Source organism: Phytobacter ursingii (assembly GCF_001022135.1).
GTDB classification, from domain to species: domain Bacteria; phylum Pseudomonadota; class Gammaproteobacteria; order Enterobacterales; family Enterobacteriaceae; genus Phytobacter; species Phytobacter ursingii.
In genome coordinates this window covers 3,173,328-3,194,604 of the sequence record NZ_CP011602.1, presented here as the reverse complement: position 1 = coordinate 3,194,604, position 21,277 = coordinate 3,173,328, and the positions used below count along the sequence as shown (strand labels likewise).

General features: G+C 55.3%; 20 protein-coding genes. 3 read left to right on the top strand and 17 right to left on the bottom strand.

Features of this window, described 5'->3' with window-relative positions:
* Position 1: 1 nt before the first annotated feature.
* The 12 genes from AB182_RS18605 to AB182_RS18550 form a co-directional block, all read right to left on the bottom strand.
* Positions 2 to 1,240, bottom strand: a complete 1,239-nt coding sequence (locus tag AB182_RS18605) for an EAL and HDOD domain-containing protein (protein WP_047371404.1) — start codon at positions 1,238 to 1,240, stop codon at positions 2 to 4.
* Positions 1,241 to 1,530: 290 nt separating this feature from the next.
* The gene (locus tag AB182_RS18600) at positions 1,531 to 2,817 is read right to left on the bottom strand and encodes a Zn-dependent hydrolase (RefSeq protein ID WP_047371403.1); all 1,287 of its coding nucleotides are present in this window, start codon (positions 2,815 to 2,817) and stop codon (positions 1,531 to 1,533) included.
* A gap of 24 nt (positions 2,818 to 2,841) precedes the next feature.
* A complete protein-coding gene (gene hydA / locus AB182_RS18595) occupies positions 2,842 to 4,290 on the bottom strand; it encodes a dihydropyrimidinase (RefSeq protein ID WP_047371402.1) in 1,449 nt (482 codons plus the stop codon).
* 164 nt (positions 4,291 to 4,454) lie between these two features.
* Positions 4,455 to 5,759 (bottom strand): NAD-dependent dihydropyrimidine dehydrogenase subunit PreA, encoded by a 1,305-nt coding sequence (gene preA, locus AB182_RS18590; RefSeq protein ID WP_047371401.1) that lies wholly within the window; start codon positions 5,757 to 5,759, stop codon positions 4,455 to 4,457.
* Positions 5,752 to 7,140: an NAD(P)-dependent oxidoreductase gene (locus AB182_RS18585; RefSeq protein WP_223883556.1), complete on the bottom strand. Its 1,389-nt coding sequence runs from the start codon at positions 7,138 to 7,140 to the stop codon at positions 5,752 to 5,754. Before AB182_RS18585 ends, preA begins: the two co-directional genes overlap by 8 nt.
* A 236-nt stretch (positions 7,141 to 7,376) precedes the next feature.
* Positions 7,377 to 8,024, bottom strand: a complete 648-nt coding sequence (locus AB182_RS18580; RefSeq protein ID WP_047371399.1) for a TetR family transcriptional regulator C-terminal domain-containing protein — start codon at positions 8,022 to 8,024, stop codon at positions 7,377 to 7,379.
* A 41-nt stretch (positions 8,025 to 8,065) separates the two neighbouring features.
* On the bottom strand, positions 8,066 to 9,082 hold the full coding sequence (locus tag AB182_RS18575; RefSeq protein WP_047371398.1) for an ABC transporter substrate-binding protein: 1,017 nt from the start codon (positions 9,080 to 9,082) through the stop codon (positions 8,066 to 8,068).
* 47 nt (positions 9,083 to 9,129) lie between these two features.
* Entirely contained in the window at positions 9,130 to 10,203 is a 1,074-nt protein-coding gene (locus AB182_RS18570; RefSeq protein WP_047371397.1) for an ABC transporter permease, read from the bottom strand.
* Positions 10,200 to 11,081, bottom strand: coding sequence for an ABC transporter permease (locus AB182_RS18565; protein WP_047371396.1), 882 nt, complete (start codon positions 11,079 to 11,081; stop codon positions 10,200 to 10,202). Before AB182_RS18565 ends, AB182_RS18570 begins: the two co-directional genes overlap by 4 nt.
* Entirely contained in the window at positions 11,071 to 11,910 is an 840-nt protein-coding gene (locus tag AB182_RS18560; RefSeq protein WP_047371395.1) for an ABC transporter ATP-binding protein, read from the bottom strand. Before AB182_RS18560 ends, AB182_RS18565 begins: the two co-directional genes overlap by 11 nt.
* A 283-nt stretch (positions 11,911 to 12,193) precedes the next feature.
* Positions 12,194 to 12,724, bottom strand: coding sequence for a chromate transporter (locus AB182_RS18555; RefSeq protein ID WP_047371394.1), 531 nt, complete (start codon positions 12,722 to 12,724; stop codon positions 12,194 to 12,196).
* Complete coding sequence (locus AB182_RS18550; RefSeq protein WP_222708285.1) at positions 12,721 to 13,290, bottom strand: chromate transporter; 570 nt, start codon at positions 13,288 to 13,290, stop codon at positions 12,721 to 12,723. Before AB182_RS18550 ends, AB182_RS18555 begins: the two co-directional genes overlap by 4 nt.
* Positions 13,291 to 13,480: 190 nt before the next feature.
* Here AB182_RS18550 and AB182_RS18545 point away from each other — a divergent pair, with 190 nt between their 5' ends.
* Both AB182_RS18545 and accB read left to right on the top strand, forming a co-directional pair.
* Positions 13,481 to 14,083, top strand: a complete 603-nt coding sequence (locus tag AB182_RS18545) for a cupin domain-containing protein (protein WP_047371393.1) — start codon at positions 13,481 to 13,483, stop codon at positions 14,081 to 14,083.
* Between the two features lie 586 nt (positions 14,084 to 14,669).
* A complete protein-coding gene (gene accB, locus AB182_RS18540) occupies positions 14,670 to 15,131 on the top strand; it encodes an acetyl-CoA carboxylase biotin carboxyl carrier protein (RefSeq protein ID WP_047371392.1) in 462 nt (153 codons plus the stop codon).
* A gap of 20 nt (positions 15,132 to 15,151) precedes the next feature.
* On the opposite strand, the gene AB182_RS18535 is transcribed toward accB, so the two are convergent.
* The 5 genes from AB182_RS18535 to AB182_RS18515 all read right to left on the bottom strand — a co-directional run bounded on the left by AB182_RS18535 (position 15,152) and on the right by AB182_RS18515 (position 20,009).
* Positions 15,152 to 15,934, bottom strand: a complete 783-nt coding sequence (locus AB182_RS18535; RefSeq protein WP_047371391.1) for a GGDEF domain-containing protein — start codon at positions 15,932 to 15,934, stop codon at positions 15,152 to 15,154.
* Positions 15,928 to 16,344 (bottom strand): DUF1987 domain-containing protein, encoded by a 417-nt coding sequence (locus AB182_RS18530; RefSeq protein ID WP_047371390.1) that lies wholly within the window; start codon positions 16,342 to 16,344, stop codon positions 15,928 to 15,930. The genes AB182_RS18535 and AB182_RS18530 overlap by 7 nt, the downstream gene beginning before the upstream one ends.
* Positions 16,337 to 16,918 carry a SiaB family protein kinase gene (locus tag AB182_RS18525; RefSeq protein WP_052958864.1) on the bottom strand — a complete coding sequence of 194 codons (582 nt, stop codon included), beginning with the start codon at positions 16,916 to 16,918 and terminating at the stop codon, positions 16,337 to 16,339. The genes AB182_RS18530 and AB182_RS18525 overlap by 8 nt, the downstream gene beginning before the upstream one ends.
* A gap of 8 nt (positions 16,919 to 16,926) precedes the next feature.
* Complete coding sequence (locus tag AB182_RS18520) at positions 16,927 to 18,135, bottom strand: SpoIIE family protein phosphatase (protein WP_047371389.1); 1,209 nt, start codon at positions 18,133 to 18,135, stop codon at positions 16,927 to 16,929.
* An 860-nt stretch (positions 18,136 to 18,995) separates the two neighbouring features.
* On the bottom strand, positions 18,996 to 20,009 hold the full coding sequence (locus AB182_RS18515) for a malate/lactate/ureidoglycolate dehydrogenase (protein ID WP_047371388.1): 1,014 nt from the start codon (positions 20,007 to 20,009) through the stop codon (positions 18,996 to 18,998).
* Positions 20,010 to 20,252: 243 nt separating this feature from the next.
* On the opposite strand from AB182_RS18515, the gene AB182_RS18510 reads away from it, so the two are divergent.
* Positions 20,253 to 21,257: an ABC transporter substrate-binding protein gene (locus AB182_RS18510; protein ID WP_047371387.1), complete on the top strand. Its 1,005-nt coding sequence runs from the start codon at positions 20,253 to 20,255 to the stop codon at positions 21,255 to 21,257.
* The last annotated feature ends 20 nt before the right edge of the window (positions 21,258 to 21,277 follow it).

Here is a 21,277-nt window from a genome sequence, read left to right as displayed (position 1 = left end):
CTTAACCGGTGGTGCTGCCAGGGATTTCATCGGCCCACTGGGCCGCTGTCTTCATCAATTCCGCCACCACGCTGCGGTTAAACCCCAGTCTGTGGCCGAGCGCGCTAACATCTTCCCATTTATGGTTTTCGTAAAGCTGCGCCAGATGCAGGTAAGGGTATAGCGGGCCGCGTTTTTCCCGCAGCGCCATCATGACGTTCGCTGAGACGTCGATCTGGCCGATCAGGTCTGCCATCGGCATCTCAAAGATATCATCCAGCTGTGAAAACAGCCCCACGATAAAGGCATCATCAGACGAGTGGCGGCTGATGGAGCGTGCGGCGGCGAGCTCGCAGAATTTTCCACGGATCAGGCAACGATGGTATATCTCGTCCGTCTTGCCGACATTCACCGAGGTTAAACAGGCCACCAGCACAAAACGGCGCAGTTCATTAGTGCCGAGATAGAAAATGATGTCTTTAAGCGACTGGCTGCGCACGTTTTTGATGCCGCGCGCGTTAAAAACGATATTCTGCGCATAGCGCATGAGTTTGAAAGAGAGCGCCAGATCTTGTTTCAGCAAGGCTTCAATGCGCACAAAGTCAGGTGAATCCGCATTGACTTCTTTCATCAATTTCAGCGTGATGGACTGATTTTGAATGAGTTTGTTATTAGCATGGATAACAGGCTTACTGAAATAGTGGCCCTGAAATAACGTGCAGCCGAGTTTTTTATAACAGGCGTATTCTTCCTCTGTTTCCACTTTTTCGGCGAGAAACACAGTCCCTTCCAACAGGTCAGCTTTATTTTTTATGTACGCTTTAATCGCTTCTGGCGTGCTCATCCGCACATCAAATTTGATGATGCTGACATACGGCAGGAAGTCATTCCACGTATCGCCAAGTTCAAAATCATCCAGGGCGATTCGAAAGCCATGTTTATAAAGCTGTTTTACAGTCTGAAGCAGGCGGGGAGTCGGTTCAGCCGTTTCGAGTATTTCCACAATCACACGATCTTTTGGCAATGTCTCGGCCATGCCCTGGACCAGCAGTTCATACGGGAAATTGACAAAAATCGCGCTGTACTCCTTGAGGCGACCCAGCGGCGCGCCAAGAAATTGTTCGACGATGATTTGGGCAGTGGCATATTCCGGGGTAACGTCGGGAAACCGGTTCGTCATGCTGTCTCTGAACAACAGCTCATAACCGACTGTGTTCATATTTTCGTCGAAAATCGCCTGGCGGGCGACAAAAGAAAACATTGGATACTCCATACAGATGCCTGCAAAAAACAAAAACCGGTCAATAAGGTATGTAACCGGTTAATCCCCCATCATTTTCCTTTACCGATGAAATGGAAGCCTGGACGAAAATGGCAAAGACGTGTGTGGGTCTTACAGAAGATCGTATCTTTTGTAAACTTCTGAGGGACTTAAGTCAAATCCCATCTTCATTTACAGGGCATTATCGAGAAAGTTTTCTGTAAAAATGGACTGTCTGCTGAAAAAATAAACCCGATTGCCTGCAACCGGGTTTGGTATGACGTATCTGATTACGATCGAGACACAACCCCGGCTTTTTCCAGCATAGCGTGTAACAGCACATTTGCCCCGGACGTTACCTGTTCCGGTGATGAATATTCTATCTCATTGTGACTGATGCCATCCTTGCAGGGAATAAAAATCATTCCAGCAGGTGCGAGCATGCTCATATAAACCGCATCATGTCCTGCCCCGGAAACAATATCCATGGAAGAATAGCCGAGTTTTTGCGCCGCCCGCCGTACGGCCTCTTTGCAATCCGGGTGGAAAGGGGCCGCAGGATATTGCGAGACCTGTTTCAGCTCCACCTGCAGCCCGGTTTTTTGCGCCGTCTGCGCAATAAACGCTTTTAACGCCGCGTCCATTTCATCAACGTCGGCATCGGTCATATTGCGAAAATCGATAGAAAATTTGACGCTGCCGGGCACGACGTTGCGGCTGTTTGGATATACCTGGACCATACCTACGGTTCCGCGACCATGAGGCGCGAATTGCCCGGCAATGTTAACCACTTCCTGCATGATTTGGGTGGCAACCTGCAAGGCATCTTTACGCATAGCCATTGGCGTTGGGCCCGCATGCGACTCCATTCCCGTCACAATACAATCATACCAGCGAATGCCGAGCACCGCCTGAACCACGCCGATGGTGATATCCTTGTCTTCCAGAATCGGGCCTTGCTCAATATGCGCCTCAAAGTAGGCGCCGATAGGGTGGGTGCCTGGCACCACGTCACCCGCATAGCCAATTTTGTGCAGTTCATCTTTCACCGTTTTCCCGTCGGTATCAGTGGCCGCATAAGCTGTCTCCAGGGGGAAAATCCCCGCGAACACACCTGACCCCATCATAACGGGCACGAATCGCGACCCCTCTTCGTTGGTCCAGAAAACCATCTCTACTGGCGCTTCGGTTTCAATGCCACGGTCATTCAATGTGCGGATAACTTCGAGCGCAGCCAGAACGCCAAAATTACCATCGAATTTCCCTCCGGTAGGTTGGGTGTCAATATGGCTTCCCGCGACAATCGGCAGCAGGGCATTATTGCGGCCTGGTCTGCGCATAAAAACATTGCCAATTTGGTCAATTTCGACCGACAACCCAGCGGCTTTACCCCAGCCAACGACCAAATCCCGGCCCTGACGATCAAGGTCGGTCAGCGTTAACCGGCAAACCCCGCCTTTGGGGGTGGCGCCGATGTGCGCGAGATCCATTAATGATTGCCACAACCGTGCGCCATCCACACGAAGGTCGCTGATATCAATGCGGTTTGTCTCGGGTGATTCAACTTCGCTGCTCATGCTTGTTTCCTCTGTGTCAGATGATTAACGGGCGACGGCCTGTGGTGCGCGCTGGCGCTCCCACGCGGCGGCGGCACTGAAATCCGGCCCAAATGCCGGACGTTTGATATAGCGCCCCGCCCCTTCGCGAACGCGCAGTTCGCCGTCTGCCCATACCAGTTGGCCCTGGCTCACGGTATAGGCTGGTACGCCGGTAACCGTGCGGCCTTCGAAAATATTGAAGTCATTGCGCGAGTGGTGGGTGCTGGCAGAGAGGGTTTTGCTACCTGTCGGATCCCAGAGCACCAGGTCGGCATCCGCCCCCGGCGCCACACAGCCTTTACGGGGATAAATATTGAAAAGGCGCGCGGTATTCGCGGAGGTTATCGCAACAAACTCACTCGGCGTCAGACGCCCACTGTTCACCCCGGCATCCCAGATCACTGCCATGCGCTCTTCTACACCGCCGCAGCCGTTAGGGATCTTCGTGAAATTGTCGCGGCCTGCTGCTTTCTGGCTGGCGCAAAACGTACAGTGGTCGGTGGCGGTGGTGTGAAGCTGGCCGGATTGCAGGCCATGCCACAGTGCTGACTGGTGGGATTTATCGCGAAAAGGCGGGCTCATCACATGCGCGGCGGCGAAGCCAAAATCCGGATGGCGATAGACGCTGTCATCAATCACCAGATGCCCCGCAAGCACCTCACCATAGACACGCTGTCCGCGTCCACGCGCCCGTGCGATAGCGTCGGCCGATTCGCGGCACGAGACATGTACCACGTAAATCGGCACACCCATAATGCTGGCCACCGTAATCGCCCGGTTGGCCGCTTCACCTTCCACTTCCGGCGGACGGGAAAGTGGATGGGCTTCCGGCCCGCTGATGCCTTGCTTAAGCATCTCTTGTTGCAACAGCCAGACCATCTCGCCGTTTTCCGCGTGTACGGTGGGCATCGCCCCCAGTTCCAGGCAGCGGCGGAAACTGTTCATGAGCGTTTCGTCATCGCACATGATGGCGTTTTTATAGGCCATGAAATGTTTGAAGCTGTTGATGCCTTCCTGTTGCACCAGCGTGCCCATGTCCTGGCGTACGCTTTCGTCCCACCAGGTGATGGCGACATGAAAACTGTAATCGGCCGCCGCTTTTTCTGCCCAGCCGCGCCACTGGCGGTAAGCGTCCATCAGCGGTTGTTGTGGGTTGGGGATGACGAAATCGATAATGGTGGTTGTCCCGCCCGCCAGCGCCGCGGCGGTGCCGCTGTAAAAATCATCGACCGTGGTGGTGCCCATAAACGGGAAATTCATGTGGGTGTGCGGGTCGATGCCGCCAGGCATGACGTATAACCCGCCCGCGTCCACGGTTTCGGTACCGATGGGAAGATCCCACTGGGATGCATCGCCGACGGCTGCGATGATGCCGTCGACACAGAGCACATCGGCACGACACTGATGGTCCGCGTTGACGACCGTGCCGCCTTTGATCAACAGGTTACGCATTCGTTTTCTCCTGTAGTGCGTTGGTTTGGTGAGTGATGTTCATTGTCCCTCACCCTAACCCTCTCCCAGGGGGAGAGGGGACTGGATCGAGCTGTCTTTGTCTTTCTCCCTCTCACTTGAGGGAGAGGGCCGGGGTGAGGGGGAGCAGGCCGCACCGCTCTCAGCTACGCCGATTGCGCCATCGGGTTATTCGGGTGCGTTGTCCAGTTGGCGTACTGGTCCGTCACTACTTTGCCGGTACGCTTATCCACTTCGCCGGGTTGCAAACTACGCAGTGAAATACAGTTCTCCACCGGGCAAATCGAGGCGCACAGATTGCAGCCGACACAATCCTCTTCACGTACCTCGAAACGGCGTTCATCCCCGGTGGTGGCGGCAATCGCCTGGTGCGACGTGTCCTCACACACCAGATGACAGCGCCCGCACTTAATGCACGACGCCTGGTCGATTACCGCTTTATCCACGTGATTAAGGTTGAGATAACGCCAGTCGGTGACGCTGGGTAGCGCCATGCTGCGGAAGTCTTCGATGGTCCGAAACCCTTTCTGGTCCATGTAGTTTTCAAGGCCGCTTATCATGTCGCGCACAATCTGGAAGCCATAGACCATCGCGGCGGTACAGACCTGCACCGTGCCGCAACCCAGCGCGATAAACTCTGCCGCATCGCGCCAGGTGCCGATGCCGCCAATCCCGGAAATCGGCAACCCACGGGTCTGGGCATCGCGGCCAATTTCCGAGACCATATTCAGCGCAATCGGCTTCACCGCCGGGCCGCAATAGCCGCCGTGTGAACCCTGGCTGCCGGTATGAGGCGACATCAACATCTGGTCGAGATCCACGCCTATTACCGAATTAATGGTGTTGATCAGCGACACGGCATCTGCGCCGCCCGCTTTCGCGGCCCTGGCCGGATAACGAATATCGGTGATATTCGGCGTCAGTTTGACGATCACCGGCAGGCTGCAATATTGCTTGCACCAGCGGGTAACCATTTCGATATATTCCGGCACCTGGCCGACTGCCGCGCCCATTCCGCGTTCGCTCATCCCATGCGGGCAACCGAAGTTAAGCTCAATACCGTCAGCCCCGGTGGCTTCTACCTGCGGCAGAATGGTTTTCCAGGCCTCTTCTTCGCAGGGCACCATGATCGACACCACCACTGCCCGGTCGGGCCACCGCTGTTTGACGCGGGTTATCTCTTCAAGGTTGATGGCCAGCGTCCGGTCAGTAATCAGCTCAATGTTATTGAGCCCAAGAATGCGGCGGTCGGGCCCGAGCAGGGTGCCGTAGCGCGGCCCGCTCACGTTGACCACGTGCGGATCCAGCCCGAGCGTTTTCCACACCACGCCGCCCCAGCCTGCCTGAAAGGCGCGCTCTACGTTGTACTCTTTGTCCGTCGGCGGCGCGGAGGCCAGCCAGAACGGATTGGGGCTTTTGATGCCAAGAAAATCGGTATGCAGACTAGCCATGGGAGTGCTCCTGAAATGAGGTGGCGTTAGCGGCGTCGGTAATGGACAGAGCCAGTGCGATGGAACGGGCGGCGAGCTTGCCCTGGCGTACAGCATCGACCGTCAGGTCAAGGCCGCCCGCACAGCAGTCTCCCCCGGCCCAGACGCCCGCCAGCGAGGTGCGACCGCACTCGTCGGTGACAATACGTCCGTGTTTGAGCGAAATGGCTTGTCCAACGGGAGCGCTGTCGAAGGTCTGCCCGATGGCTTTGAGCACCATGTCGGCTTCCAGCGTGAAGGTTTCATCACTGACTTCACCCTCACGCACCACGCTGAACACTAGGCCCGTCAGCCGGTTGTTGTGCTGCTCGAAGCGCAAGGGGGCGGCCCACAGGCGTATCGTGACGCCATTAAGCTGCGCCCATTGCCGCTCTTTTTCCGAGGCTTTCATCTGTGCTTCGCCACGGCGATACACCAGCGTCACCTCCTGCGCGCCAAGTTTTTTCGCCTGCACGGCGGCGTCAACGGCGGTCATCCCACCGCCAATGACCACGACTTTACGGCCAACGGGGAACTGGCTCAGATCCGCGCACTGGCGCAAATCAGCGATAAAATCCACCGCTTCACAGACCCCTTCGGGTTCTGTATCTCCGGTTTCCAGTTGATTCACCCCCGCTAACCCAGTGCCGAGAAATACCGCGTCGTAGCGGGCTCGTAACTGAGCGAGGCTAAAATCGTTGCCCAATGTTTTATCCGTATGCAGCGTGATGCCGCCTGTTGAAAGCAGCCAGGCCACTTCCCGCGCGGCGAAATCGTCGGTCACTTTGTAGCGGGCAAGACCGTATTCATTAAGACCGCCAGCTTTGCTGCGGGCATCAAAGAGATCCACGCTGTGGCCTGCTATTGCCAGGTGGTGGGCGACAGTAAGCCCGGCGGGCCCGGCACCGACCACGGCAATGCGCCTGCCGGTTTCAGGCCCACGGACGAACAGGGGGTCCCCGGGGTTAGCAAAGAAATGGTCGGTGGCGTGGCGCTGGAGCAGGCCGATATTGAGCGGGCGGCCATCCTGCGCGTTACGCACGCAGGCTTGTTCGCACAAGGTTTCGGTCGGGCAGACGCGGCTACAGATCCCGCCCAACACATTGGCGCGTAAAATGATCTCTGCCGCGCCGCGATCGTTGCTCTGGGCGATGCGCTGAATAAAGCTCGGCACATCGATATCCGCCGGGCAGGCGCGGGAGCAGGGGGCATCAAAGCAGTAATAACAGCGTTCTGCTTCAATCACCGCCTGGGCAGCGGTTAACGGGGGGGCGCAGTCCGCAAACTCGCGGGCATACGCGTCGGGAGTCAGCCGTGCGGCCTGGATCCCCCGGGCGTGGATACCTGAATCGTTGCTCATCATGCTTCTCCTGAATTGTCAGCAGGGTTATCTCTCCCCTGCGTTAAAAATCCTGACCAGATGGTTAAGTTTTCGCGTAATAACCATGCTAATTACGTGCCATTTGCGACAGGTTTGCTGCATAACGCGTAAATTCAGGGGAGCAGAGAAACATGAATAAAATAACCGGACTGTTATTGCTGTTTTTTGGTGCATTTCGCACCTTATTTGACGCTGATTGCTGCATTTTGCAGCAAGGTTCATTCAAGGCCGCAGATTCGCCAGACACAGCGCAATACATGGTCTGTCGCCCGTTGCTGCGCTGTTTCGCTGTGCGAGTCATCTCCCAGTACGGCGGCAATCTGGATATCAAAATCCGCATAGGTTTGGGTCATGGACCAGACGGTAAAAAAGAAGTGGGTGGTGTCCATCGCAGAGAGCTTGCCGAGCGCAATCCAGCCATCAAGGATGCGGGCCTTTTCCGCCACCAGTTGTCGAAGCTGCGTCTTTAATAGTGGGTGAACCACCTGCGCCCCTTGCAGGATCTCATTGGCAAACAGGCGGGAGGCTTCCGGGCGGGCAAAACTAAAGCCGATCTTTTTACGGACATACTCTTCCAGCGCGGTTTTGGGATCGGCACTGGCGGAAATGCCTTCCAGCGGCGCCAGCCAGTCGTGCAGAATGCATTCCAGCACGCGCAAATAAAGGGTTTGTTTATTGCCGAAATAGTAATGCAGATTGGCTTTGGGCAGGTCAGCGGCATCGGCAATCTGCTGCATGGTGGCGCCGCGAAATCCGTACCGGGCGAAGATCCGTTCAGCGGCAGGCATTATGATCGCCTCGTTATCCTGGCGAATACGCCCTTTTTCCAGCGCGACCTCAATGCCGCTCAGCAGGCTTTCATTCATGACTGGCTCCAGTGAAACCCGCCGTCCCTGGCGGGGAGGGGTTATTTCAGTTTTGCCGCAGCATCCCAGACGGTATGGGTCATGGCGCTGTCACCCGGATCTTTTTTGATAACCGGTGTATCGCCACCGCTGTGCAATAAGACATCAATCGTGCGACGGTAGGCGGCCGGATCGAGATAGCCGATTTTCGGCGTGTTGGCGTTAGTGATAAGCTTCGCCACGTTCTCCATCTGGCGAGTCTGCACCTCTTCGGTGGCGGCACCGGAAGCATCTTCCGCAACCACGATTTTCGCCGCCTCTTGCGGGTGTTTCACCGCATAATCCCAGCCTTTAAACGAGGCTTTGAGGAACTTCGCCATTTTGGCGACGAACGCCGGATCTTTCAGGCTGGAATCCAGCACGTACAGGCCATCTTCGAGGGTGGAAACGCCCTGATCCTCATACGGGAAGGTGATCAGATCCGCCTCTTTTAAACCGGCGTCGATCAGCTGCCAGTATTCGTTGTAGTTCATGGTGGAGATACAGGCTGCCTGATCCTGCAACAGTGGATCGACGTTAAAGCCTTGTTTGAGGATGGTAATGTCTTTGCCCGGTTTCAGCCCCAGTTTGTTCATCCAGTTGAAGAAGGGGTATTCATTGCCGCCGTACCAGACGCCCAGCGTTTTACCTTTGAAATCGGCAGGCGTTTTAATGCCGCTCGATTTTTTACAGGTCAGCATCATCCCGGAACGATCATAAACCTGTGCGATGTTAACCAGCGGAACGCCTGCCTCGCGTGACGCCAGGGCATCCGGCAGCCAGTTGACGATGACATCGGCGGATTTTCCGGCAATCACCTGCACCGGGGAGATATCCGTACCACCGGGTTTGATCGTGACGTCCAGTCCTTCCTCTTTATAGAACCCTTTTTCCTGTGCCACGTAGTAGCCAGCGAATTGCGCCTGCGGCACCCATTTCAACTGCAGTGTCACTTTCTCTGCTGCGTGTGCTGAAAAGGTAAAAGCCACAGACATTGCCGCCAGCAACAACCCCCGGCGAAAAGCGGAACGTTTCATCATGGGATAACTCCTCGGGTTAGTGTGCATCATCATGTTTTTATGTTGTTTTACTTTTCCGTTGCCATCCCGCGAATCGAGGGATGCCAGAAATTCACGCGGCGATCGAGCCGAACCAGCAAGGTGTAAATCAGCGACCCCGCCAGCGATGACACGACAATCGCTGACCACACTATGGGCATATGCATCCGCGCCGATTCTGTGGAGATACGAAAGCCAAGCCCGGCGGTCGGTGAGCCAAAATACTCGGCGACAATGGCGGTGATGAGCGCCAGAGTGGCGTTGACTTTCAGCGCGCTGAAAATAAACGGCATCGCGGCGGGCAGGCGCAGCATGCGCAACTGTTGGTGGGGCGTTGCGGCGTAGCAATACATCAGCTCTTGTTCGAGCTTGCCGCTCGCTTTTAACCCGGCCAGCGTGCTGACCAGCGCCGGGAAAAAGGTCACCAGAATGACTACGGCGGCTTTTGACGGCCAGTCGAAACCAAACCACATCACGGCGATAGGCGCGACGCCGACCAGCGGTACGGTACTGGTCAGGCTCGCGACAGGCAGCAGCCCGCGTTGCAGAAAGGGAAGTCTGTCGATAAGCAGCGCCACGCCAATGCCTGCGCCGCAGCCGAGCAGATATCCCGCCAGCACCGATTTGAGGACCGTCTGCACCAGGTCACCCGCCAGCAGCGAGACGCCGTCGACCAGCGCAGTGAGAATGTCCAGTGGCGCAGGCAGGATGACCTGCGGAACGGCAAAGCCGGTGACCAGAATCTGCCAGAACCACAGCAGCCAGATGCCGAGCAGTGCGGCGACGGCAGCCGGAGGAACCGGGGCGCTCGCCAGACGCTGTACGCTGACGGCGGCAAGCAGCGCCAGCGCGAGGGTGCTCAGGCCATTAAACGGCAGCATTGCCAGCCAGAGTGCGCTGACAGCGAGTGCCACAGCGAACAACACGTGACGCAACGCCGTTTGTGAACAGGCCAGCAGCGAACTGACAATAAGCAACAGCGCATGAGAACGAAGTGCATAAGAGGCAGCGCTGTCTCCGCTTAACTGAATGAGCGACAGAACGGCCACGATGAAGGCGCCGACTAACAGCAGCGTGCCGGGAAGGGGATTTTTTTTCATCATGCTCCCTTACGCTGGCGCATCACCAGACGTTCGGTCAGGGTTACCAGCCCGGTTAAGGCCAGGCCTAATAATGAGGCCATCACCAGCGCAGACCAGATCTGGATGGTATTGCCGTAATAAGAGCCGGTGAGAAGCCTGGCCCCCAACCCGGCCTGTGCGCCGGTGGGCAGCTCCGCCACCATCGTGCCGACCAGCCCACTGGCAATGGCGACGCGAAATGCCGGAAAGAGATACGGCAGAGAAGAGGGCAGACGCACCATCCAGAAGATATCGACGCGTCGTGCGGCATAGGTATGCACCAGTTCCATCTCCATTTTTTGCGGCGAACGCAGCCCCTGCACGGTGGCGATGGTGACCGGGAAAAAGCACAGGTACATGGCAATGGTCGCTTTGGGGAGCATGCCTGTTACCCCCAGACTGCCAAGAATAATGAGCACGATAGGCGCGATCGCCAGTACGGGAATGGTTTGCGAGGCGACAATCCACGGCATCAGTGCTTTATCGAGCGTCCGTGAATGGACAATACACACCGCCAGCAGTACGCCCAGCACCACGCCCATGGCGAAACCGGTCAGCGCGGCGCTGGCAGTCACCCAGGTATGCAGTAATAGGTTGCGCGGCGAGGTGAGCGGCCACTGGGTGATGCTGTTCCAGATATCAATAATCAGCTGATGTGGCGCAGGCAGCAGCGGGCGGGTGGCATTCAGTGACGCGGCAATCAGGTCGCTACTGGTCCAGGGGCCGCGCGGGGTCAGTACGCGGTCAATCACCCCGGAAGCATTCAGGGCGAAGGCCAGCGCATACCAGAGGATCAACGCCACCAGCAATACGCTGCCGACGGGCAGAACATGCAGATGCAGACGTTGACTAATGGTCATGGTGTCCCTCCACCAGCGCTTCGCGCACGTCAGCGGCGAGCTGTAAAAAGGCCGGGGTGTCGCGAATAGACAGCGAGCGTTCGGCGGGCAGCGGAGAGTCAATCACCTTCACAATCCGTCCCGGACGCGGCGACATCACCACAATTTTGGTCGACAGGTAGACGGCCTCGGAAATGGAATGGGTCACGAAGACCATCGTGCGCTGTTCGTTAAACCACAGTTGCTGTAATTGCTGGTTGAGGTTGTCGCGCGTCAGTTCATCCAGCGCGCCAAAGGGCTCATCCATCATCAGAATTTTGGGTTCAAAACCCAGGGCTCGGGCAATGGAGACGCGCTGCTGCATGCCGCCGGAAAGCTGCCACGGATATTTTTTCTCGAAGCCTTTCAGCCCGACGCGTGCAAGCTGCTCGCGGGCGATTTCATCGCAGCGCTCCGGCGGCACGCCCTGGATTTGCAGCGGCAGCTTGACGTTGGCCAGCACGGTACGCCATGGCAACAGGACCGGGGCCTGGAAGACATAGCCGTATGCCCCCGCCTGGCGTGCTTCCGAAGGGGACATATCGTTCACCAGCACTTCGCCGGAAGTGATAGGTTCGAGGTCTGCAATAGCGCGCAATAGTGTGGTTTTGCCGCAGCCGGAAGGGCCGATAAACGAGACAAACTCTCCCTGGCGAATTGTCAGGTTAATGTCTTTGAGGGCATGCACCGGCTGGTCGGCTGCCGGATAAATCACGTTGGCCTGGTTTACCCTGATGGCCGGCCGTGCGGTGGCGGTTGCCGGTTTTAACGGTACGACCGCAGATTCCTCTGCATAGATCAACTGGCTCATTCCAGGCCTCCCCTGTTTTTTTGACTAACTGGTTAAGTTTGTTTCTCTATGCCATTTTTGTGCCAGGCGTTAAAAGGCGCTATTTCGCGGTTTTTGGCTGCAAGATAAGCTTTTTTGATGGCTAAATTGGTGCAAATGTCGGCAATGGTGCGTGGTCGTGGGGCAAGGCAGAGGCGGTGGGACAGGGCAATTTCGCTGAAAAAAGAAGCGGGAGTTTGCAGGCTACACGCCCCCTGCGCAAAGGGGGAGTGACAGTCTGGATGCAGCGGTGTGGCAGATGGGGTTACACCCCGTATAAGGCTGCGACCAGTCCGACTATTCCGCCTGCGGCCAGTAAAATCAGTGGTGAAAAGCGGGTTTTCAAAAACAGGACAATACACACCGCGATGGTGGCGAATTGCAGAGCATTGTGGACAACCGCACCGGCGACCAGCGCCCCGCCGGAGATAACCAGGCCGACTGTCAGGGGGACTAACGCATGGTTTAACACGCGTTTCATTTTCTCGTCGGTGTTCTTATTCCATAACGTCACGCATGCCACCACGATCAGTGACGAGGGGATAAACTGGCAAACGGTTGATACCAGCAGCCCGGCGATACCCGCAACACGCCAGCCGACCAGTGAGGTAATCATCATATTGGGGCCGGGCGCGGCCCGGGCCAGGGCGAACAGTTCGCTGAATTCCCGTGAGGTCATCCAGTGATGCACGTCGACCACCTGGCGCTGCAACTCAGGGATAATGGCGTTACCGCCGCCGAGGGCTAAAAACGAGAGCTGTAAAAAGATAAAGGCAAGGGAAAACAGCGTTGTCATGATGTGTGTTTCCGGTAGCTCAGCATAATACTCAGCGGCACGGCGACCAGTAAGACCGGCAGCAATGGCAGGCGGAAAAAGGCAATCGCAATAATGATCCCGCCAAGGATAAGCCACGATGTCAGCGCCCGCGGCATCGAGCGCAAAATTTTCAGGCCAGTGGCAATGATAAGCCCCGCCGCCGCCGCGGAAATACCGGCGAAGACCGAGGCGACCAGCGGATTGTCATGCCAGAGTAGCCAGATATTGCCGAGACAAACGATAACCAGTAAGGGAGCGGTCAGTAACCCCACCAGCGCGACAAACCCTCCTTTTATGCCATGAAATTCCACCCCGGTGGCGACGCACAAATTCACGGCATTTCCGCCCGGCAGAAACTGGCACAGCCCCAGCAGTTCGGCAAAGCGTTGTTCTGATAGCCAGCGCTTTTTTTCCACCAGCGCCCGGTGCATTAGCGGCAGCACTCCGCCAAATCCGGTCACTCCTAACATAAAGCAGGCCTGCCAGAGCTGCCACAATGTTGGTTTAGCGTCAGACGACGCGAACATCTTCTTATTTTCTTGCACAACGACCTACCTGTGATGACCGGATCCCTGGCGCGCGATAACCCATTTGTAATCGTGATGAAATTACAGGAATTTTATCAGCAGAAAAATGATCGCCGCCGGGATCTGTGGTGACAGAGACGGGAAGAAGGCAAAGGATAAGCGGAATTTCATCTACGCTAAGGAGACGACTCAACATTCAGGAGGTGCTATGGCTGATGTGAATCGTCGCTGTTTTATGAAGATGCTCTCTGGCGCCGCGCTGACGACTCCCTGGCTGCTTCAGGCAGCGGAAAAAGGGCTGTCTGCGGCAGCTTCGGCTCCCGTGACCGAGGCTTTTTTGCTTTCGCCGAAAGCGTGGGTGCCCAACAACCCTGCGTTGCCCGTCTTGCTATACCGTCAGGTTATTCCCGGACGGGCAACCGCTCAGGACGCGCAACAACTGTTTGCGAAAAATGGCTGGCCACCGCAATGGGTAAACGGAGTGTTTGATTACCACCACTACCACAGCACGGCGCATGAAGTGTTGGGGTTTGTCGGCGGTGAAGCCCGGTTGATGCTGGGCGGCCCGGGCGGTAAGGAATTGAACGTACGGGCGGGCGATGTGGTGGTATTACCCGCCGGAACGGGGCACTGTAACCTTGGCAGTAGCGCTGATTTTTCCGTCGTCGGCGCGTATCCGCCAGGGCAGGAGTTCGATCTCTGTCGTGATGCCCCCACTGCGCAAAGGCTGGCAGCGATTGCCAGCGCGACCTTCCCCCATAGCGACCCGGTTTTTGGCGCGCAGGGGTTGCTTTTGGAGCAGTGGTTATAATCCCATTGCCAGGAATTTTCTTGTTTTATGGCGGGGCGTTTTTTGCGGTCTACGCTTAAAGCGCATTAGGAATGCGAAGCTCTCTGTGTATGTAATGATGGTCTTCTCTATTGAAAGACACTGTTGAATAAAAGGTTTTGGACATGTTCGGCCAGCTCATGCGAGCTGGCTTTTTTTTTGGTGTCATTTAATGGATTTTTTGGAGCTTTTAGGAAATTATGATCGCCGTCATAATTCTGAAAACCTGGTATGATCTGCTTATTGCCAGGAATTTTCCGATAGACTACTATGGCCTCACCCCCAGACAGAGCTAACGCCACAATAAAGAGTGAGTGCCGGAGATAAGCGCCGGGAGGGTAAGTAAAATTGAAACATTTGCTCGATTTAAAACACCAGGCCCTGGCATCTGCCAGGGCTTAATCGTTTTTAGCACCGCGGTTTTTCTCCCTTCTTCCCGTTTTGTTATTTCCCTTCGATCGCCGAAGATCCTGTTTCGCGTTGCGCTTTGCAATAACCTCTTCTATACACTGCATATTCACGTCGTTGCACCTGCGCGACATTCGGCACAGAACCACTGAGAACCTTTATGGATATTGAAAAAATCAAGCAACTGATCAAACTGGTCGAAGCCTCAGGCATCTCCGAACTGGAAATTTCTGAGGGCGAAGGGTCGGTCCGTATCAGCCGCGCCGTCGCTACCCCTGTAACACAGCAAACCTACACGCTCCCCGTCATGGCGCAGCCAGCGCTGTCTAACGCGGCTGCACCAGCCGTAACGGCTGTGACAGCAGAGCCTGCGGCTGGCAAAATCAGTGGTCATTTTGTCCGTTCCCCGATGGTCGGGACCTTCTATCGCACGCCGAGTCCGGATGCCAGAGCGTTCTGTGAAGTCGGGCAGAAAGTGAATGTGGGCGATACCCTGTGTATCGTTGAAGCGATGAAAATGATGAACCAGATCGAAGCTGACAAAGCGGGGGTAGTGAAAGCGATTCTGGTGGAAAGTGGTCAGCCGGTTGAGTTTGACGAGCCGCTGGTCGTCATCGAATAACGCGACTGACGACCGGCCTGTTACGACGTGCTGCTACCCTGGCGGGCGAGTGCGATGCCCGCCTGCGCCGGGGGCATCCGGCGGAAAAAATCCTCATGCAGTGCAACCTGGTTACGCCCGCGCTTTTTCGCGGTATAGAGCGCGGCGTCGGCAGCGCTGTACAGATTTTCAAAATCGCTGTTTTTCAGGCCAAGGCTGACACCGAAACTGGCGGTTACCCGTTGTTGCGGTAAGACATCCAGCGGCGAAGCATTAAGAGAAGAGTGAATGTAGCTGGCGATGATCATCGCATCTTCAACACGGGCTTCCGGCAGTAAAATCGTAAACTCCTCACCGCCGACACGACCAATGGCGGCGCTTTCCGGCAGCGCGCGGCGAATGCGTGAGACCAGCGCGCAAATCACCCGGTCGCCCGTAGGGTGACCATATTCGTCATTGATACGTTTGAAGTGATCAATATCCAGCAGGATCAGGGCGACATTCGCCTGTGTCAGGGATTTATTGATGTGATTAATGATAGCGCTGCGGTTATATACGGCGGTGAGTGGATCGTGCGTCGCTTCATATTCCAGCTGCGCCGCCAGTTTTTGCAGTTGCTCGTTCATGCGGTTCAGTTCGCGTTCCGCACGGTCGCTGCGGCTGATCACGCGGTAGGATTCGCGGATCAGGCGTTGATAGTGCTTCGCCACGCTCCACAGCTTTTCACGACAGGCATCGGCGGGCAGCGCGGCGTCTGCCGCCGCCAGGCGAGCGTCTTCGAGTACGGAATATTCCTCCTTGAATAGCTCATTGATATCTAGCATGCGTCAAGATCCGGGATAAGAAAGACAGCCAGGGAAGGGAAGTCGATACGTAACTCCTGACCGAACTCTTCGGAAATATCGTCTTCCTCGTCATAGTACCAGTGCAGCTCGCAGGCGATACCACCTTTCGCAAAGCCATTCAGACACTCGAACAGTTCGAACAACAGCTTGGTGCTGGAACTATTGAAATAGCTCAGCGCAACATGCAAACGAACAGGCTCATCGGTGGTCGGTTTGTCCTGCAACCAGTTCTCAATGGCCTGCAACAGCGGGCGAAAGAACGCCGCGGCATTTTCAGGATAGGCTTCACCTTTAAGCACCAGACGATGTGCTGAAAAATCAAAATTCACTTCCGGTGTGGCCTGAGTTGCGGGCTGCTCGATGGAAGAGGTTAATGTTATATCAGTCATGGCAGAAGGTTGCCTTTAGGTGAAAGGCGGACAACGAACTGGCCGCCAGTGGATGAATGCGATACTCCAGTGGCTCACTGGTATCCCGCGCCATGGTCAACAAACCTATATTCGCACCTTTGCTCGTGGCAGGCGCTTCACTGCGTAATCCCTGTTTCCAGGCATTGCGGATTTCCGCCTGGGTCATCGTGCGCAGGACTTCGAGGTTTGTCTTTAGCAAAGAGGATTCTTCCGGGCCGACAAGATTTGCGGTTTCAAGGTAATAATTCACCTGGTCGGTGTGAAAGCAGAGTGAACCATAGCGCAGTTCATCCTGGCCCGTGCACAGAAAGCGTTCATCCGATGAATAGCGAACGATGTTTTGCCCCATCTCAATAAAGACGGAGAATAATTTGCGACGCGTCGCCGAGGAGGCTTCATGTTTATCCAGCCACGTGCGCATCACGTCACCCATCGACACAATGTGCTGTTGGGAAAAATAGCCCGTATAAAAAAGCTCGACAGCGCTTTGCCGCTGAAGAGTGAAAAGGGGGAGCAAAACAGCTTCTTTGACCTGCAGGTCGCTTATTTTCATTTAATTTATCACCAACGAAACCCAAACCACGTCATGTCATCGCGCGCAGATTGCTTACCCTGCCAGTCCGTCAGCGCGGAGAGTAGCGCTTCGGAAACAGAGGACATCGGCAGCGCACGTTGCTGCAATAACAATGACTGAATACGCTTCTTACCAAACATTATTTCCCGCGGGCCGCCAATCTGATCCGTTACGCCATCGGTAACGATCAACAACGTATCGCCACGGCGCAACGGACGTTGATGACGTTGCCACTGGTAATCTGTGGCCGTATCTGAATAGCCAATCCCTTTGCGGTCGCCGTCAAGATTAATGACATCTGCGTCGTCGGTACCGAGCATAAAGGCATGCATGCGAGCGTTAGACCAAATAAGCTGCTCATTTTGCGTATCGACAAACACGGCAATGGCGTCACAACCATCGTTCGACTGGCCCATATCTGCGGTGGGATGGCTCTGGCTCAACGTCTGTTTTATATAATGGTTAATTGACGCGAGCAGGCGCTCTGGCTCGTGGGGCTGAGCCTGAGTTAGCGCTTTTTCGAGCGCCGAGGAAAAAATAAAGGTCATAAAGGCGCCGGGAACGCCGTGCCCGGTACAGTCGGCCAGCACCAGCAGCCAGCCGTTTTCGCAGCGCTGAAAGGCGTAAATATCGCCGCCTACGCAGTCGCGCGGGTGCCAGTACAGACACCAGTCATCCAGCGTTTGCTCTATGTTTTGCCGTGAGCGGCTGAGCATAGACTCCTGAATGATCCGCGCATATTCAATGCTTTGCATGATTTGCATATGCTGTTTAGCCTGCAAATCCGAGACCGTGCGAATCAGATCAAGACCCAGACCAATACCGATATATTGGTTGTCTTCGGTGAGGATAAACCCTTCGGTAATCGCTTTATCGCCTGTTTCGATGACGCGCTCGGCCAGATAATCCAGACCTGCATCAGCTTCGACAATCAGCGGCGTTTTATCCATAAACGCGATACAGCTTTTCTGATCATAGAGTTCATGGAAAAACGGGCGGCTCATCTGCGACAAAAAAATATGGCGGTTAATCATGCCAATAGGACGATTTTGCTCAAGAACGGGTAAGCCAATCAGTGACTTATGTTCAGAGAACATCGACATGACCTGCACATTATTTGCTTCGGGGGTTACGTGCGGAACGGCAATACGTAGCACGCCCGCAGTAAGCTGCCGCGATGAAAGAGGTATATCCATGATCCTGCTGTTTTCCTTAATAAGAATAATCTGAGGATAAAGTCTGATTGTGACGATTTCATTGCAGCGGATTACAGCGGGTTATTACGATAGATTATTGTTCCCAAAGCCAAATCTTAGCCGTTTTGCCAGAGGCAAAAAAAAGCCCGCACTTGACGCGCGGGCAAATAATACTGGAAGCAATGTGAGCAATGTCGTACTGAATACCTGAGCGATTCACTCAACTATTCAGTAATGAGAAAGATAATCTTTATCATCTTGGTAATCAACCCCAAATTTTGTGCAGTATTCAAAAAAGTGGCGGGGAGGGTTGTGCGGCTGCTCCCCCTCACCTCGACCTTTTCCCTCCAGGGGTGAGGGATCCCCACAAAAAATGCGAGCACGATTGGTCCCCTCTCCCTGAGGGAGAGGGCCAGGGTGAGGGGGCAAATGCGGCTCTGGTGGTCATTCCGTTCACCTTATGTTCCTTGCTTTTCTATCGCTCCAGAACCCGTGAACGTGCCAGGGCGGCTCACCGCCACCGCCCTGGCGACCCGGGCTCCCGGCCAGGAAAATCGCCGCTTCGCGGTCCACTCGTCTTATGCCGTCTGACTTTCGGGTCGGGGACCAGCCTGCGTCCTTGCAGGCTATCCCCTCCGCCCGCTTCCCTGCGGGCGGCCCCGGTCAGCCGTCAACGCCTCATCGATTTTCGGCCGGACCCAGTCATCGCTGTAACGCTTTTGTTCTCATTACGCGGTGTTATCGCTGTAAAACGTCATATGACCGGGGAACCATCACCCCTCAGGGAAAGGGGAAAAACGATGCCCTCGCCCCTGGGGAAATGTTTAGGGTGAGGGGAAAAGGCCACCAGAAGGGAAAACCTACAGCCCCAGCGCCTCAAATTGTTTCCAGCTCACCTCGTCAACGTAGATCCCGCTCTCCAGCCGTTGTTGCCAGGCACGGGCTTCCGGTTCACCGGGGAGCAGGACATCGTGCCCCTGCTGGTCGTGCTGCATCCAGTCGAGTTGGGCAATCACTTCCTGCGCATAGTTCTCGCCCGCGCCCAGCCGGGCAGGATCAAAAATAATAGACAGCATATTATTGATGATGCCTGGGCGTGGCGGGATCTGATGGCTTTCAGTCTCGCCGCCGGTCAGTGCGGCGCCCAGCAGGCTGCAAATCAGCGACAGCCCTGCGCCTTTATGCCCGCCGAAGGCCAGCAGTGCGCCGCGCGGTTCCTCCATCAGCCAGCGCGGATCGGTGGTGGGATTACCCTGCGCATCCACCGCACAGCCAGGCGGAATGGCCCGCCCTTCATTCCAGGCGATACGCGCTTTGTTCCCGGCAATCGCGCTGGTGGCGAAATCCAGAATCACCGGCGCACGATCGCTAACTGGCACCCCCACGCAGAAGGGATTGGTACCAAGGCGCGGGTGGCGCCCCTCAAACGGTAATACCGCAGACGGCGCGGCGACATTGGCAAAATGGATCGATACCAGCCCTGCCGCGGCGACCTGCTCGGCCCAGGCGCCGATACGTCCCAGATGGTGTGAATCTGCCAGACTTACCAGCGCGACGCCGTATTGACGCGCGCGTTCAATACCCGCCGACATCGCCTGCCTGCCGAGGACCTGGCCAAAACCGCGTCCGCCATTAAAAGAGAGGAGTGGGCCTGCATCGCGAATCAGCCGCAACTGCGCCGCAGGTTGCAAATCGCCGGCCAGAATGGCGCTGATATAGCGTGGGAGCAGAGTCACGCCGTGTGAGTCGTGACCTTTTAGCGATGCTTCGACGAGGTTATCGGCGACCTGGCGGGCAATCTCCTGCGGGGTATTTACACGCACAAGATGTTGTTCCAGCAGCGTGCGCAATTGCTGGTGGGTTAATACAGGCATAATTAATCTTACCGCAAACAGGGTTATTGAGCGTATTTTGACTATAACGAGGATGTTTTTTTTACATAACCATCAAAATTAACTTTGCTTTGCCAGTTTTTGGCTATTCATTGGCAATAGAGACGACCCATAACGCTATTGTGATTTTTTAGATAAGCATTGCGAATAAAATCATTTCCTTTTTAATGCCCCGCCAGCCAATCATTTTCCGGATATGACATAAGAAACCTCCGGGGAAAGGATATGAATAAAATGACAATGATCGCCAGTGCAATGTTGACCGTTGCGTTGAGCGGTATTAGCGCATCGGCGCTGGCAGAAGGAAAAATCAGCATTGCCCAGCAGTTTGGTATTGGTTATTTGATTCTCGATGTGGTGCGTGACCAGCAGCTTATCGAAAAAGAAGGGAAAAAAGAGGGGCTTGATATTGAGGTTGACTGGCGCACCATTTCCGGGGCGACAGGGATGAATGAAGCTCTGCTTTCCGGTGCGCTGGATGTGGCCTCTGCCGGTGTTCCGCCGCTTCTGACCCTTTGGGATCGCACCAAAGACAAACAGAATGTGAAAGCGATTGCCTCATTAGGGTCGATGCCTAATTACCTGCTGAGCAATAACCCGGCGGTAAAAACGATTAAAGATCTCAGCGATAAAGACCGTATTGCAGTACCGGCGGCAGGGGTGGGTTTCCAGTCGCGGACCTTGCAGATTGAAACCGCCAAATTATATGGCAACGCAGATTTCAAACGCTTCGATAATATTAGCGTCAGCTTGCCACATCCGGATGCCAGTGCGGCGTTAATTGCCGGTGGTTCGGAAATTACGACCCATTTCTCCAGCCCGCCATTCCAGTATCAGGCGCTGGAACACAGCAATGTCCATAAAATTCTCAGTTCTTATGATGTACTCGGCGGACAGGCAACCTTTAATGTGTTGTACACCACGCAAAAATTTCATGATGAGAACCCAAAAACGTATAAAGCGTTTTATCGCGCGCTGAGTGAAGCGGCAAACATTATTAATGCCGATAAAAATGCCGCCGCAGAAACCTATATTCGGGTTGAGAAATCTCGTCTGCCATTAGCGCTGGTACAAAAAATTGTTAATGACCCGGAAATCAGTTTTACCGTTTCGCCTGAACGTACGGGCGTATACGCCGAAAAACTCTACGAGCTGGGCGTGTTGAAAAACAAAGCCGACTCCTGGAAAGACTATTTCTTCAATGAAGCGTGGGAAAACCCAGGCAGTTAAGCCGCATGGCGGAGGCAACA